This is a genomic window from Aeromonas sp. 102P, assembly GCF_051920345.1.
Classification (GTDB): Bacteria; Pseudomonadota; Gammaproteobacteria; order Enterobacterales; family Aeromonadaceae; genus Aeromonas; species Aeromonas veronii.
On sequence record NZ_JBQBCZ010000001.1, the window covers coordinates 2,731,904 to 2,746,820 of the forward strand.

General features: G+C 60.1%; 13 protein-coding genes. 12 read left to right on the top strand and 1 reads right to left on the bottom strand.

Going from position 1 to position 14,917, the window contains the following annotated elements; genetic code table 11:
* The first annotated feature begins 1 nt into the window (after position 1).
* A complete protein-coding gene (locus ACTG1K_RS12830; RefSeq protein WP_440005611.1) occupies positions 2-1,138 on the top strand; it encodes a glycosyltransferase family 4 protein in 1,137 nt (378 codons plus the stop codon).
* A gap of 44 nt (positions 1,139-1,182) precedes the next feature.
* Here the strand turns inward: ACTG1K_RS12830 and ACTG1K_RS12835 are convergent, their stop codons facing one another.
* Positions 1,183-2,229: a GGDEF domain-containing protein gene (locus ACTG1K_RS12835; protein ID WP_440005613.1), complete on the bottom strand. Its 1,047-nt coding sequence runs from the start codon at positions 2,227-2,229 to the stop codon at positions 1,183-1,185.
* 1,261 nt (positions 2,230-3,490) lie between these two features.
* Between ACTG1K_RS12835 and hybO the strand changes: the two genes are divergently transcribed.
* The 11 genes from hybO to ACTG1K_RS12890 all read left to right on the top strand — a co-directional run bounded on the left by hybO (position 3,491) and on the right by ACTG1K_RS12890 (position 14,566).
* Positions 3,491-4,624, top strand: a complete 1,134-nt coding sequence (hybO, locus tag ACTG1K_RS12840) for a hydrogenase 2 small subunit (protein WP_047435203.1) — start codon at positions 3,491-3,493, stop codon at positions 4,622-4,624.
* Between the two features lie 2 nt (positions 4,625-4,626).
* Positions 4,627-5,670, top strand: a complete 1,044-nt coding sequence (gene hybA / locus ACTG1K_RS12845; RefSeq protein ID WP_440005615.1) for a hydrogenase 2 operon protein HybA — start codon at positions 4,627-4,629, stop codon at positions 5,668-5,670.
* Positions 5,663-6,850, top strand: coding sequence for a Ni/Fe-hydrogenase cytochrome b subunit (hybB, locus tag ACTG1K_RS12850; protein WP_440005617.1), 1,188 nt, complete (start codon positions 5,663-5,665; stop codon positions 6,848-6,850). The genes hybA and hybB overlap by 8 nt, the downstream gene beginning before the upstream one ends.
* The gene (hybC, locus tag ACTG1K_RS12855; RefSeq protein WP_440005619.1) at positions 6,847-8,550 is read left to right on the top strand and encodes a hydrogenase 2 large subunit; all 1,704 of its coding nucleotides are present in this window, start codon (positions 6,847-6,849) and stop codon (positions 8,548-8,550) included. Before hybB ends, hybC begins: the two co-directional genes overlap by 4 nt.
* Positions 8,550-9,080, top strand: coding sequence for a HyaD/HybD family hydrogenase maturation endopeptidase (locus ACTG1K_RS12860; protein ID WP_440005621.1), 531 nt, complete (start codon positions 8,550-8,552; stop codon positions 9,078-9,080). Before hybC ends, ACTG1K_RS12860 begins: the two co-directional genes overlap by 1 nt.
* Entirely contained in the window at positions 9,062-9,601 is a 540-nt protein-coding gene (gene hybE / locus ACTG1K_RS12865) for a hydrogenase-2 assembly chaperone (protein ID WP_440005623.1), read from the top strand. The genes ACTG1K_RS12860 and hybE overlap by 19 nt, the downstream gene beginning before the upstream one ends.
* A 131-nt stretch (positions 9,602-9,732) precedes the next feature.
* A complete protein-coding gene (locus ACTG1K_RS12870) occupies positions 9,733-11,343 on the top strand; it encodes an ABC transporter substrate-binding protein (protein ID WP_440005625.1) in 1,611 nt (536 codons plus the stop codon).
* Positions 11,328-12,338, top strand: coding sequence for an ABC transporter permease (locus ACTG1K_RS12875; protein ID WP_429150896.1), 1,011 nt, complete (start codon positions 11,328-11,330; stop codon positions 12,336-12,338). Before ACTG1K_RS12870 ends, ACTG1K_RS12875 begins: the two co-directional genes overlap by 16 nt.
* Positions 12,328-13,143, top strand: coding sequence for an ABC transporter permease (locus ACTG1K_RS12880; RefSeq protein WP_429150894.1), 816 nt, complete (start codon positions 12,328-12,330; stop codon positions 13,141-13,143). The genes ACTG1K_RS12875 and ACTG1K_RS12880 overlap by 11 nt, the downstream gene beginning before the upstream one ends.
* Positions 13,137-13,925: an ATP-binding cassette domain-containing protein gene (locus tag ACTG1K_RS12885; RefSeq protein ID WP_429150892.1), complete on the top strand. Its 789-nt coding sequence runs from the start codon at positions 13,137-13,139 to the stop codon at positions 13,923-13,925. The genes ACTG1K_RS12880 and ACTG1K_RS12885 overlap by 7 nt, the downstream gene beginning before the upstream one ends.
* On the top strand, positions 13,925-14,566 hold the full coding sequence (locus tag ACTG1K_RS12890) for an ATP-binding cassette domain-containing protein (RefSeq protein ID WP_429150890.1): 642 nt from the start codon (positions 13,925-13,927) through the stop codon (positions 14,564-14,566). The genes ACTG1K_RS12885 and ACTG1K_RS12890 overlap by 1 nt, the downstream gene beginning before the upstream one ends.
* Positions 14,567-14,917: the final 351 nt, after the last annotated feature.

Below are 14,917 nucleotides of genomic sequence, written 5' to 3' on the forward strand. Positions count from 1 at the left end.
GATGAGCATGCAAACTGAGCCGGTGTTTGGAAAGATCATCGTCGTGGATCCCATCCCGTTTCGCGGTGGCTCCAAGGTTGCGACCGAAGTGCTGCTCGATGAGTTGGCCAAGCGGATGCCCGGGCTCACATGCCATGTGCTGACCCAGGATCCCGACTCCTGGCCCCGTTGCCAGCATCATTCCCTTTGGCTGCCCCACATATTGAAGGGGCGGGAGTCCGGCATCGGTTATCTGCTCAAACAGGGGTGGCAGACCCTGCTGATCCTCTGGCTGGTGTTGCGTCTGGGGCAGGTGAAGTGCCTGGTGGCGGCGTCCGGGCCGGGGGTGGATCTCTGCTGTTACTGGGCGGCCCGCTGGTTGCGGTGCCGGGTGGTTCAGCTGATCCATGGCCCTGTGGGGTGCTCGGGGCTCTCTGCCAGAGCCTTGCAACGGGCGAGTTTTGTGTTTTATCTCGAATCAACCCGCAGCTCCCTGGCGGCATTGCTGGCCCGGCTTGGCGAGACCGAGTTCCCGTCACACTGGCAGCCATTTACCAATGGTTTGAGTGAGATTGATTGGCCCCAAGCGACCCTGGGGGGGCCCCGTATTTTGTGGGCTGCCTCGTTGCTGCGCTGGAAGGGACTGGAGACCATGCTGGCCGCCCATCAAATGATCCCTGATGCTCGCCCCGAGCTGATGGTGTGCTATCTGCAGCCCAAGGGCACGCTGCAGCCATGTAGCCAGCCTCAGCCACAGCTGCCAGACACGCACTGGTATGCCAACCCCGCCAATCTTGACGAGATCCGATCCCAATGCGGCATTTTTGTCTCCACCAGTCATCAGGAACCGTTTGGTCTCTCCATTCTGGAGGCCATGGCGGCAGGATTATGTGTAGTGATCCCGGCCGATGGCGCCTGGTGGGATCGACACCTCACCGATGACATGAATTGCCGCAAATATCAGCCAAACGATCCCGGCGATCTGGCGCAGGTGCTGGCCAGCCTCAACACCATGCCCGATGTGGTCAAGCGACTTGGCCATCATGCCCGCCTGCATGCCATGGCCCATTACAACGCGGCGGATACCTACCAAAGCACACTGGATCAGTGGGAAGGTATGTTGCGATGGGATGCGTTGAGCCTTGCCGTGCATGGTTAGCGCGCAGTGGTTCCCCACGGGGAGGATGGTCACGCATGAGGGACTTATGGGCAGACTGGTTGCGGGAGGCTGGGTGACTCCGCCACTCTGATGCAGTTACGGCCGGATGATTTGGCGGTGTAGAGCGCAGCATCAGCCAGTTTGACCAGTTCAGATGGCTGCCAGTGACTCGATGGTCTGAGGCAGGCAACACCCATGCTAACGGTCACCAGACCGGTGGCATTTTGTGCGTGTGGCTGCGCGAGTGCAAAAATCAGTCGCTGGATATGTTGGGCAATTTCATAGGCGGATTGACGCTCGACATGTGGCAACAGGATGACAAATTCCTCTCCCCCGTAGCGGGCCACCAACTCCCCCGAGCGGCGCCCGGATTGCGCCAGGGTATGGGCTAGCAATCGAAGGCACTCGTCACCGGCAACGTGGCCATAGAGGTCGTTGAACTGCTTGAAATGATCGATGTCGAGCATGATGAGCGCAATCGGCATCTCTGTCTGAATACAGCGCTCCCAGGCCTGGTTCAATGAGTTGTCGAACAGACGACGGTTGCCGATGTTGGTGAGCCCGTCGGTATTGCTGAGCGCTTCCAGTTTCCGGTTCGCTTCCGCCAGCTCCTTGGTTCTGAGCTCGATAATGAGCTCCAGCTCATGTTGGCGCTCCTCCAGACTGGTCATCGGGTAAATTTCGCTTTCCCGAGCTGCACTGTAAGGGATGGAGATACTGCTGTGCGCAATTTTCCACACCATGGCTTCGTGTCGAAAAATCAGCACCAACCTGGCGGTTCTGCGGGAAAGGATAGGTTCTGATTTCGGTAGATGGATATGGAAGAAGGCGGTGACAGCCACCACATCAGCGGCCAGATCTTGCAGGGTTACATCGAGTATTTCCAGGCGGATCCTGCCCGGGATCTGGGTAAAATCGCGGCGAGTTATCCGGATCCACTCATCTTTATCGGTAACCAGAACATCACTGCTGCCAGCAAAGCCGCTGAAATTGTCGCTAAACCGCGTGGTGAGCCGATCATCCCGTGATGAATACATCTCGATGTACTCATCAAACAGTGAGCGGATCAACTGTTCCCGTTCAGTGGTCATTGCGCTGGACCCATGTGAAGTGGTCATGTTTTTCAAACGTTCGATTGAACTATAGTCAATTATGTCATTTTAATTGGCTATCTATCTTGATTTTTCTCGTTTTTTTGTTCAATTCCCGCACTTGGCTAGTGTCCGTAGGGCCAGCCAGAATCAAGGCTCCATGGCGTGGTTATCAGAGGCAGTCAGGGGTAGGCATCTCTCTGCAACGGCGGCCGCTGCGTGCTGCATTTCAAGAGGTGAGCCGGGCGGTCAACGAGTTCGAGTTCGATAAGGCGCTGCAGTTGCTGGCACCACTGCTTGGGTGATGGTTAACACCCTTATCGTTTGTCATGTTTATCGTCATCCCAACTCATTTTTTGGGGTTGCCATTGAACAAGAATAATTATCATCTATATCGATGGGAATGGATATTTACGCTCTGGTTAATTACGCATGGTGACGTGAAGGTAAATAGTATGAAGGTGGACGGTAACATCTGTAACCGGATGAGCGAATGCATCGCGAGTTAAATATGATGTCTATGTTGCAGGCAGTCTTCCACCTTGTCTTTTCTCTTACCATTAATTTGAATGCAGATTCACGATGATGCGTAAACATATCCGTGATCGCGATATTTTACTCACCAGCATCCAAGACAATAAAGAGTGGGGGAGGTCATACTGATATGCATACCTCGGCGGCATCTTTTCACTAAGCGGTGTTAAACATCAGGGAGGCCAAGCGGGGTTGTACTGTGTGGGTTAGCAGAAGCAATCATCGCCGTCCAGTGCAGGCTAAATGCAAACTGAAACCAAGCGACATGCAGGTAAATCGTGCCGTGCAGGCCGTGCTTGCTACCGGTGGCTGCTGGCCGTGAGACAGTTCTGGTGTGGGGAGGCAAGTCAGGAGGTTGTCCCGTGGATGACTGTATGGAATATGCAATGAGATGAGTAAAGATATATTCAATGGATCATTTATTGGTGGGTATCAGTATTGTGAAATGAGCGGTATAGCCAAGATTTCAATCATGTTAATTTGGCTCGCAGTGAAAGAGAGGATATGCGGTGATTAATTATTTAATATCCAATTAAGTTCATAAAATTTACGGGGATACCAAATATCTCTTTGGGGGTAATTAATTTAATTTGTGATGTGGCTCGCTATGAAAATAGGGGTAAGCCGGTCGAAATTGATAGAGATCAATACTGCAGGGTGGGTGAGTCCTTAGCATTTCCGCTATTAAGCATTTATCAAACAAGTGCTCACTACGGGAATAAGAAGAATGGTCGAGGATAATTTTTTATCGGCTCATGGGATTAATCGCCGTGATTTTATGAAATTGTGTGCCGGGATGGCCGCAACCCTGGGATTAAGTCAGCATGCCGTCGCCAAGATGGCCACTGCGCTCACCAGCCCCGAACGGCCGCCGGTGATCTGGATTGGGGCGCAGGAGTGCACCGGCTGTACCGAGTCACTGCTGCGGGCCACTCACCCCACCATCGAGAACCTGATCCTCAACACCATTTCGCTGGAGTACCACGAGGTACTCTCGGCGGCCTTTGGTCATCAGGCGGAAGAGAACAAGCACAACGCCATCAAGCGCTATAAAGGCAAGTATGTGCTGGTGGTGGATGGCTCCATTCCGCTCAAAGATGGTGGCGTCTACTGCATGGTGGCCGGTGAACCCATCGTCGACCATATTCGCCGTGCTGCCAGTGACGCGGCTGCGGTCATCGCCATCGGCTCCTGCGCCGCCTGGGGCGGTGTGCCTGCTAGCGGCGGCAACCCGACCGGCGCTGTCAGCCTTGAAGAGGCCCTCGGCAATATCGGCACCCCGATCATCAATATCCCGGGCTGCCCGCCCAATCCCCACAACTTCCTCACCACGGTTGCCTACTACATCACCTACGGCAAGCTGCCGGCGCTGGATAGCAAGAAGCGTCCGCTGTTTGCCTATGAGCGGCTGATCCACGAGAACTGCGAGCGCCGTCCGCACTTCGATGCAGGGCGTTTTGCCAAGGAGTTTGGCGATGAGGGCCACCGGCAGGGCTGGTGTCTCTACCATCTGGGCTGCAAGGGGCCGGAGACCTACGGCAACTGTTCAACTCTGGAGTTTTGCGATGTGGGCGGCGGCATCTGGCCGGTCGGCATTGGTCACCCCTGCTATGGCTGCAACGAGCAGGGGGTGGGTTTTAGCAAGGGGATCTTCCAGCTCGCCAAGGTCGAGAACCCGACCCCGCGGGTGGATAAACCAGATGTGAAGATCCAGGAGGGGGGCTATACCTCGCCCACTGCGACTGGCCTGATCGGTGGCGCCCTCGGGGTGCTGGTGGGGGTGAGTCTGATGACGGTGCGTGAACTCGGTCGCCAGCAGAAGCGCCACGAAGCCGGGCAGCACCCATCACGGGAGGAGTAACCGTGAACAGACGCAACTTCCTCAAATTTGCCTCCGTCGGTGCGCTGGCGGCGGGCACAGCCGTACCCGGCACCGCACTGGCGGCGGCCAAGAACAAGCCACCCATTCCCGGCGCGCTCGGTATGTTGTATGACTCTACCCTCTGCGTCGGCTGTCAGGCCTGTGTGGCGGAGTGTCAGCGCCTCAACGGCAACCCGACCAACCCAGCCGGGGCGCAAACCTGGTCCAACAACGACAAGCTGACCCCTTACACCAACAACATCATTCAGGTGTGGAAGAGCGGCACTGGCGAGCACAAGGATCAGCTGGTGGATGGCTACGCCTACATCAAGAAGCAGTGCATGCACTGTGTCGATCCCAACTGCGTCTCGGTCTGTCCGGTGCAGGCTCTTAAAAAAGATCCCAAGACCGGCATCGTTCACTACGACCCGAGCGTCTGCACCGGCTGTCGCTACTGCATGGTGGGCTGCCCGTTCGATGTGCCCAAATATGACTACGACAACCCGCTGGGGGCGATCCACAAGTGCGAGCTCTGCAACCAGAAGGGGCTTGAGCGGATCGATCAGGGCAAGTTGCCCGGCTGTGTCGAGGTGTGCCCCACCGGCGCCGTGATCTTCGGCACCCGCGAGGAGCTGATGGCCGAGGCCAAGCGTCGTCTGCTGGCGACTCCGGGCAGCGAATATGCCTATCCGCGCCAGACCCTCTCTGCCCACGACCCCTACCTGCATGAAGTGCCCAACTACCAGCCTTACGTCTATGGCGAGAAGGAGGGGGGCGGCACCCAGGTGTTGGTGCTGGCCGGGGTGCCCTACACCAAGCTCGACATGCCCGACTTGCCGGAGCTCTCCTCCGGTGCCCGTTCCGAGCATATCCAGCACACCCTCTACAAGGGGATGGTGCTGCCCATGGTGGTGCTGACCGGCCTCTCGGTGCTCATTCGCCGCAACACCAAGAATGGTCACGATCACCACGATGATGGCCATGATCAGGGGAGTGTGCAGATCAAGGATCAGGGCACCACAAAGGGAGGCAAGGATCATGAGTAATCACAAGGCGTATCCCCTCGGCGGCAAGCTGGTCAGCTGGCCTGTGCTGGTGCTGGCCCCCTTTGCCGTGCTGTGCGGCATGCTGATCTTGAAACGCCTCGTCTTCGGGCTGGGTTCGGTCACCGACCTGAATGGCGGCTACCCCTGGGGGCTCTGGATCTCGTTCGATCTGCTGATTGGCACCGGTTTCGCCTGTGGCGGCTGGGCGCTTGCCTGGGCGGTCTATGTGTTCAACCGGGGCGAGTATCACCCGTTGGTGCGACCGGCCCTGTTGGCGAGCCTGTTTGGCTACTCGCTGGGTGGCCTCTCCATCACTATCGACGTGGGCCGTTACTGGAACCTGCCGTACTTCTACCTGCCCGGTCACTTCAACACCTCCTCGGTGCTGTTCGAGACGGCGGTCTGCATGACCATCTATATCGGGGTGATGGCGCTGGAGTTCGCTCCCGTGCTGCTGGAGAAGTTCGGCTGGAAGACGTCACTCATTCGCCTCAACAAGATCATGTTCTTCGTGCTGGCGCTGGGGGCCCTGCTGCCCACCATGCACCAATCCTCCATGGGCTCGTTGATGATAGTGGCGGGGGAGAAGATCCATCCGCTCTGGCAAAGCTACGAGCTGCTGCCGGTTTTTTCGCTTCTGACCGCCTTCATCATGGGTTTTTCCATCGTGGTATTTGAGGGCTCCTTGGTGCAGGCCGGATTGGCGGGACGGGGCCCCAACGAGAAGTCGCTCTTCTACAAGCTGACCCAGGTGATCGATATCTTCCTGATCCTGTTTGTGGCGCTGCGCTTTGCCGAGATCGTCATCCACGACAAGTCGGAGTATCTCTCAGAGTTCAACCGCTACTCCATCATGTTCTGGAGCGAGATCGCGCTGATGATCTTCCCGCTGCTGGTGTTCCATTGGGACAAGAGTCGCCGGGACTCGCGCATGCTCTTTCTGGGGGCTCTCAGCATGCTGCTGGGCGCAGCCCTCTGGCGACTGGATTACTCCCTGCTCGCCTTCAACCCCGGCAATGGCTACCACTACTTCCCCTCCGCGGAGGAGGTGCTGATCTCCCTGGGCTTTGTTGCCATCGAGGTGTGTGCCTATTTGCTGTTGATCCGGCTGCTGCCGGTACTGCCATCACTTGAACGTGTTCACCAAGATTATCAGGCCCGAGGGAAAGCCAACGTATGAGCCAACGTATCACCATAGACCCCATCACCCGCATTGAGGGGCACCTGCGTATCGACTGCGAAATCGAAGGCGGAAAAGTGACCAAAGCCTGGTCGTCCGGCACCATGTGGCGCGGGATGGAGGAGATCGTCAAGGGCAACGACCCGCGCGATGCCTGGATGATAGTGCAGCGCATCTGCGGGGTATGTACCTCCATTCACGCCATCGCCTCGGTGCGGGCGGTGGAGAACGCCATCGGCGCCAAGGTACCGGTCAACGCCCAGTACATCCGCAACCTCATCATCGCGGCTCACAACATCCACGATCACATCGTCCACTTCTACCAGCTCTCCGCGCTGGACTGGGTGGACATCACCGCGGCCCTTGAGGCCAATCCGCAAAAAGCGGCGGACATGCTCAAGGGGGTATCGACCTGGTCCCTCAACAGTGCCGACGAGCTGACCAAGGTGCAGGATAAAATCCGCGCGCTGGTAGCGAGCGGCCAGCTCGGCATCTTTGCCAACGGCTACTGGGGTCACAAGGCGATGAAGCTGAGCCCGGAGGTGAACCTCATCGCCGTGGCCCACTATCTGCAGGCGCTGGAGTGCCAGCGCGATGCCAACCGCATCGTCGCCATCCTCGGTGGCAAGAGCCCGCACATCCAGAATCTGGCGGTGGGCGGCGTGGCCAACCCCATCAATCTGGATGCACCGAGTGTGCTCAATCTGGAGCGGCTGCTCTACGTGAAGAGCTTTATCGACCGGCTCGGCGAGTTTATCGAGCAGGTCTACAAGGTGGATGCCGCCATCATAGCCGCGCACTACCCCGAGTGGTTGCATCTGGGGCAGGGGGCCAAGCACTACCTGAGCGTGCCGGAGCTCCCCACCGACGCCAACGGCGGCAGCTTCCTGATGCCGGGCGGTTATATCGAGAATGGCAATCTGGCGGGATATCGCCCCATCGAGAGCCATCAGGATGGCTGGTTGATGGATGGCATCGCCGAGAGCAACAAGCACGCCTGGTACAAGGATGACGAGCCACTCAAACCCTGGGAGGGCAAGACCGAGCCCGATTACACCGGCTGGCAGGATGACGGCAAGTACTCCTGGGTCAAATCCCCCACCTTCTACGGCAAGGTGGTGGAGGTGGGGCCGCTCGCAGACCTCCTGGTCAAGCTGGCCGCCAAACACCCGGAGACGGTGGCGCATTTCGATCAGCTGAACGGCATCTACAAGGCGCTCACCGGCTCGGCCATCAAGACCGAACAGCTGCACTCCACCATGGGTCGCATCATCGGTCGCGCGGTGCGCTGCTGCGTGCTCAAAGATACCCTGTCCCATCAATGGAAGGCGCTGGTGGACAACATCGGCAAGGGGGACACCACCGCCTACATCAAGGCGGAGATCCCGGCGGATAAAGAGTTTCGCGGGGTGGGCTTTGAAGAGGCGCCGCGTGGCATGCTCTCCCACTGGATCGTCATCAAGGATGGCAAGATCGAGAACTATCAGGCGGTGGTGCCATCGACCTGGAACTCGGGCCCGCGTAACTTCAACGACGAACCCGGCCCCTACGAGCAGGCGCTGGTGGGCACCCCGGTAGCCGATCCGGCCAAGCCGCTGGAAGTGGTGCGCACCGTTCACTCGTTCGACCCCTGCATGTCCTGCGCGGTGCATGTGGTGGATACCCAAAATGGTGAAACGACTCAGGTAAAGGTGTTGTGATGAACATCCTGATCCTGGGCGTGGGCAACCTGCTCTTGAGTGACGAGGCCGTCGGCGTGCGCATCGTTGAGGGGCTGGGGCGCGAATACCGTTTCGCCCCCGGCATCGAGCTGCTCGACGGCGGTACCGCCGGCATGGAGTTGCTCGAAGCGATGGCCAGTCGCGATCACATCATTCTGGTTGATGCGGTGCGCAGCGGTAATCCGCCGGGCACAGTCGTGACCCTGAAGGATGAGGAGATCCCGACCCTGTTTGGCCGCAAGATCTCCCCGCATCAACTGGGGCTGGCGGACGTGCTCTCGGCGCTGCACATGACGGGGGAGTCGCCGAAGCGGCTCACTCTGATCGGCATTGAGCCTGAATCCCTCGAACCCCGCATCGGCCTCACCCCAGTGGTGGCAGCCGCCATGGGGGAGGCGACGGATCGGATTTTGACCCTGCTCGCTGCCGTTGGTGCGCCCGCCATTCCGCTCTCTGAGCAGGAGAAAGCTGAACAAGCGCGGGAGGGCCTATGGCGCAGTCCCATTTAAGCGAGGCTGAGAGAGTGCTGGAGAGAGTACCGGAGACAGCGCAGGAGTTTGCCGGTTTTGCCACCAATCCAGCACCCTTGCTGGTAGCCCAGTACGAGCGGATCGCTCGCGAAGAGATGCAGGCGCTGCCCTTCTATCACGCCACCATGCCAATCGTTGCGGAGTGCGTGTTGTTTGAAGACCAGTGGCTTGGCTGCGTGCTCACCCCCTGGATGCTGAGCGTGGTGGTGCTGCCGGGGCCGGATCAGCTTTGGCCGGTGCGCAGCAGCAGCGATCGACTCGCCCTGCAGCTCCCCTGCGGCAACATGACCTTTATGGTGGGTGAATTGCCCGAAAGTGGTCAGCTGCTGTCCTGCTCCCTGATGTCGCCGCTCGATCCCCATCTCGGTGCCGGGGAGGGGCGGGCGCTGGTGAGCAGCACCCTCAAGATGCTGCTCTCCTTGCCGGTGCAGCAAGGGACTGGCGGCGTGGATCTGGGTCGCAGACGACTATTCGGTGCCCGGCGCGCTCAACCGGCATAGTCGCTAGGTTTCACGCGAAATCAAGTTTAGAATAGGGGGCCATTTTGGCCCCTCACTCCCATGTTCAGACACGCATTCCACCTCTTTTTTAAGTGATGATCCGTGAGTGGTACAAAACAAGAAGGATCCCCATGACTGTTCCACGCAATTCCCTTCGCCATTACTGTGGCACCAGTGCTGCCGCCCTGTTGACTCTGCTGCTGGGCACCGCCTCTTACGCGGCGCTGGCCGCTGCCCAGCCCATCCCTGCCGAGCTCAAGCTCGCCATCGGAGCCGAACCCACCGAAGGGTTTGACCCTCTGCTTGGCTGGAGCCACGGCAGCTACCTGCTGCTGCATAGCCCGCTGCTCAAGCAAAATGCTGACCTCAGCTGGCAGAATGTGCTCACCCAAGCGGTGGCCCCGAGCAAGGATGGCAAGGGGTGGCTCATTACCCTCAAGCCTGAACTGAAATTCTCCAACGGTGCGTCGCTCACCGCCGAAGATGTGGCCTTCACTTACAACAGCGCAGCCAAGGGTGGCGGCAAGATCGACATGGGCAACTTTGTCTCGGCCAAGGTGCTCTCGCCTACCGAAGTTGCCATTACCCTGAGTGCCCCCCAGAGCACCTTCGTCAACGTGCTGGGATCCTTGGGGATAGTGTCGAAGCGGGATTACGATCCCAAGCGCTATGCCCGCGAGCCGGTCGGCGCCGGCCCTTACCGGCTGGTGAGCTTCCTGCCCGGTCAACAGCTGGTGGTGGAGGCAAACCCCTATTACGCCGGTGGCAACAATGACTTCAAACGGCTGGTGTTTGTCTTTATCGATGAAGAGAGCGCCTACGCCGCGGCCCAGAGTAGCCAGCTCGATGTGGTGCGCATTGCCCCGTCACTGGCGCCCACCGTGCCTGCTTCCCTCAAGCTCTGGGTGCGGCCAAGTGTAGAGAACCGCGGCATCGTCTTCCCCATTCCGCCGGCGGGTGGCAAGGATGCCAAGGGTTATCCCATCGGCAACGACGTGACCTCGGACGTGGCGGTGCGCCGCGCCATCAACTACGTCATCGATCGCAAGCTGCTGGCCGATCAGCTGCTGGAAGGACATGCCATCCCCGCCTACAGCGCGGTGGAAGGTTTGCCCTGGCTGAACAAAGCCACCGCCTTCAATGATGGGGATGTCGCCCACGCCAATGCCCTGCTCGACGAGGCGGGTTGGAAGATGGGCAGTGACGGCATTCGCCACAAGGGCAATCTGCGCGCCGCCTTTACCCTCTGGTACACCAGTGGCGACAGCACCCGCCGGGATTTGGCGGAAGCGGTGCGGGCCATGCTCAAACCCATTGGCCTTGAGGTGAGCCTCAAGTCTGGCAGCTGGGAGCAGGTGGAGCGGGAGATGCACGCCAATCCGGTGCTGATGGGGTGGGGGAGTCTGGATCCCATGGAGCTCTATCACCACTACCAGAGCGGCTCCGGTGGCGTAGAGTTCTACAATCCGGGCTACTACAGCAACCCTGTTGTGGATGGCCACCTCAAGCAGGCGCTGGATGCTCCGAACTGGCAGGCGGCCGTGCCGTTCTGGCAGCAGGTGGAGTGGGATGGCAAGACCGGCGCCGGGGTACAGGGGGATGCGGCCTGGGCTTGGCTGCTCAATGTGCAGCACACCTATCTCGCCAACCGTTGCATCGACCTTGGCAAGGGGGCGCCGGAAATCCACGGTAGCTGGTCACTCCTCAACAACCTGCAGGATTGGCGGTGGATGTGCCGTTAAGTTCGCCTTTGAGTCATTCAGGTTATCTGTTGCTAAAAGCCCTGCTGCGTCTGGCAGGGCTGTTATGTCTGGTCTCGGTCGCCACCTTTGTGCTGCTGAGTTACTCCCCCATCGACCCCATCAAGGCCTATATCGGCAACGATCTGCTCCATGTGCCGCCGGAGCAGTACGCCCGCATTGCCGCTCGCTGGGGGCTGGATCAACCGCTCTGGCTGCGCTACTGGCACTGGTTTACCCAGGTGCTGCAGGGGGATCTCGGTTACTCCATGCTCTACAACGCGCCTGTGGGTGAGGTCATAGGCCAGCGCTTTGCCGCCTCCTTCCTGCTGCTGGCGGGCGCCTGGCTGCTCTCCGGTTTTTTCGGGATTCTGCTGGGCCTCTGCGCCGGTCGCTATCTCAACCGCTGGCCCGATCGCCTGATTTGCCGTTTTGCCTACCTGCTCGCCTCCTTGCCCACCTTCTGGGTCGGCCTCTTGCTGCTCGCCCTGTTTGCGGTGCACTGGCCGCTACTGCCAGTCTGCTGCGCCTGGACGCCGGGCCTCTCCGCCGATGAGGCTGATTGGGCATTGCGAGCGCGCCATCTGTTGCTGCCGGTCACCACGCTCGCCCTGCTCGGACTGGGCAATATTGCGCTGCACACCCGGGCGCGGGTGGCCGAGGTGTTGGAGAGTGACTTTATCCGCTACGCCCGCGCTCAGGGGGATGGCGGCTGGCCCATGCTGCGTTTTCATGTGCTGCGCCACGCCCTGACCCCGGCGCTCTGCCTGCAGTTTGCCTCCCTTGGCGAGCTGATTGGCGGGTCGCTCTTGGCCGAGAAGGTCTTCTCCTATCCGGGGCTCGGCCAGGCCACCGTGGATGCGGGGCTGCGGGGGGATATTCCCCTGCTGATGGGAATCGTGCTTTTCTGCACCCTGCTGGTCTTTATTGGCAACACGGTGGCCAGTTTGCTGCTGGCCCGCATTAATCGGGGCTGGGAGGGCGAGCATGCTGTTTAATCCGCTTCCCTCCATACTGCGGCTGGGTTTTGCCCTGCTCGGATTGGCGATGCTGGCCACTTACGGCTGGAGCCTCTCTCATCAGGATGTGCCGATGGATCTGCTGGCGCGCCAGCAGCCCCCCTCGCTGGCCCACTGGTTCGGCACCGATCAGATGGGGCGGGATCTCTGGTTGCGGGCCTTTCAGGGCACCCTCACCAGTCTGGAGCTGGGGATCAGCACGGCGCTCTGTAGCGGGTTGCTGGCCATGGTGGCGGCCAGCGTGTCGCTCATTCACCCCAGATGTGATGCGGCGGTACGAATGGTGATCGACGCCATGCTGGCGCTGCCCCATATGCTGCTCTTGATCCTTATCTGCTTTACCGTGGGGGGCGGTATGTGCGGGGTGATCCTGGCGGTGGCGCTCACCCACTGGCCCAAACTGGCGCTCATTCTCCGCGCAGAAGCGCGGCGGATCGCCTGCAGCGACTATGTGGTGCTGTCCCGCTGTCAGGGGATGGGGGCGCTGCGTCGCTGGCGCACCCACCTGCTACCGGGGCTGTTGCCCCAGTGGTTTATCGGCACCTTGCTGATGTTTCCCCATGCGGTATTGCATAGCGCGGCCTTGAGCTTTCTCGGCTTTGGTCTGGCGGCCCACGAGGCCTCGCTGGGCCTGCTGCTGGCCGATGCCTTGCGTTATCTGGCTGGTGGCGGCTGGTGGCTGGCCCTCTTCCCGGGGCTGATGTTGCTGCTGCTGGTTCTGCTGTTTGATCAGGCTACCCGCGCTCTGCAACAGCTGCTGTGGCACAGGAGTGAACCATGCTGAGTTTTGATCAGGTGACCATAGAGGCGGCCCACTACTCCTGGCTGGGGCGGCGCAGTTGGCAGCCTTTGCTGACCGATATCAGCCTGCAACTGGCGCCGGGGGAGATAGTGGCGCTGGTGGGAGGGAGCGGCGAGGGCAAGAGCCTGCTGCTGCAAAGCGCTCTGACATTGCTGCCGGACAATCTGCGGATGCGCGGCAGCATCTCCCTCGATGGCACGCCTCTGTGCGATGCCGGCCGGGCCCGTCTGCGCGGTCACACCCTCTGCTATGTGCCGCAGGGGGTAAGCGCCCTCAATCCGCTGCTGACGGTGGAACGCCAGTTGGGCCGCGCAGCGCGCCTCTGCGGTCAGAGCGGTTCTCGCGAGCGGCTCGGCGAGCAACTGCTGCGCTACCAGTTGCCCGCTGCCACCCTGGACAGATACCCGCGCCAGCTCTCCGGCGGCATGGCCAAGCGCATTCTGGCCTGCACCGCGGCCCTCGGCGGCGCCCGCTACATTCTGGCGGACGAGATCACCGCCTGGCTCGACGAGGGGCTGGCTTGCCTGCTGCTCAGCCAATTGCGTGAATTGGCCAATCAGGGCAGCGGCATCCTCTGGGTGACCCACGATTTGGCGCTGGCGGCCCGCTTTGCCGATCGCATAGTCGCGCTCCATAAGGGCCAAGTGAGCGATACCTTGAGCAGCCACCATCTGCGGCAAGGGCAGGGGAGCGAGATGCTCCGCGCCCACTGGCAGGCGCTGCCGGAGTTCAATGTGCTCTTCTCTGTGCCGGAGGTTTCCTGATGTTTGAAGTACGAAATCTTACTATCGCCCAGGGGGAACGTCCCCTCTGGCAGGGATTGTCGCTGACGGTGAAAGCGGGGGAGCGGCTCGGTATCTCTGCCCCGAGCGGCCATGGTAAGACCACGCTGGGGCGGGTATTGGCCGGTTGGCAACCGGTTGGGGCCGGCGGGCAGATCCTGCTGGATGGGCAGCCGGTGCCTGAACAGGTAAAAGGTTATAACCCCATCCAGCTGGTGCCCCAGCACCCGGAGCTCACCTTCAATCCCTATCGCACCACAGGGCAGGCGCTGTGGGATGTGTGGCGCCCCGATGACGCCATGATGGCCCGCTTTATGGTCAAGCCTGAATGGCTCGGTCGTAAACCCGGTCAACTCTCCGGTGGCGAGCTGGCCCGCATTGCGCTGCTGCGCGCCCTCGATCCCCGCACCCGGTTGCTGATTGCCGATGAGGTGACTGCCCAGCTGGATCCGCAAATCCAGCGTCATCTCTGGCGGGAGTTGATGATGGAGTGCGAACAGCGCGGGCTTGCCATGGTGATATTCAGCCACCAGCAGGCGCTGCTGCGCCAGATCTGCCATCGGGTGCTGCGCTTTGGGGAGGTGCCGCCCGTGACTGGTGTATTGGCTGAAAATGCGGCCTGAGGGTTAGTTCCCCCTCATCCCCAGCCCTTCTCCCGCAAGGGGAGAAGGGGGCAGACGGTGCCATCTCGCCAGGCTCGGGGTTTGGGAAACAGGGGCTGGTTGTATGCTCGCAGGCTCTCTGGGGCGAATATTTCGAGCATATTGCCAGCATCCTTGAATAGGTTCCCCTTTCCCTGTTGAGACAGGGAGCGGAATGCGGCATCCACGAATCGGTTCCCTCTCCCTGGGGAGAGGGCCAGGGTGAGGGGGCGCGAGTATGAAACGTTGGCCATTCTGTATACAGAGAGAATCGTTGGCAAAGCGCGCAGATAAAAGAGAGGGAGGCATCAGCCTCCCTTTTTTGTTATCCAC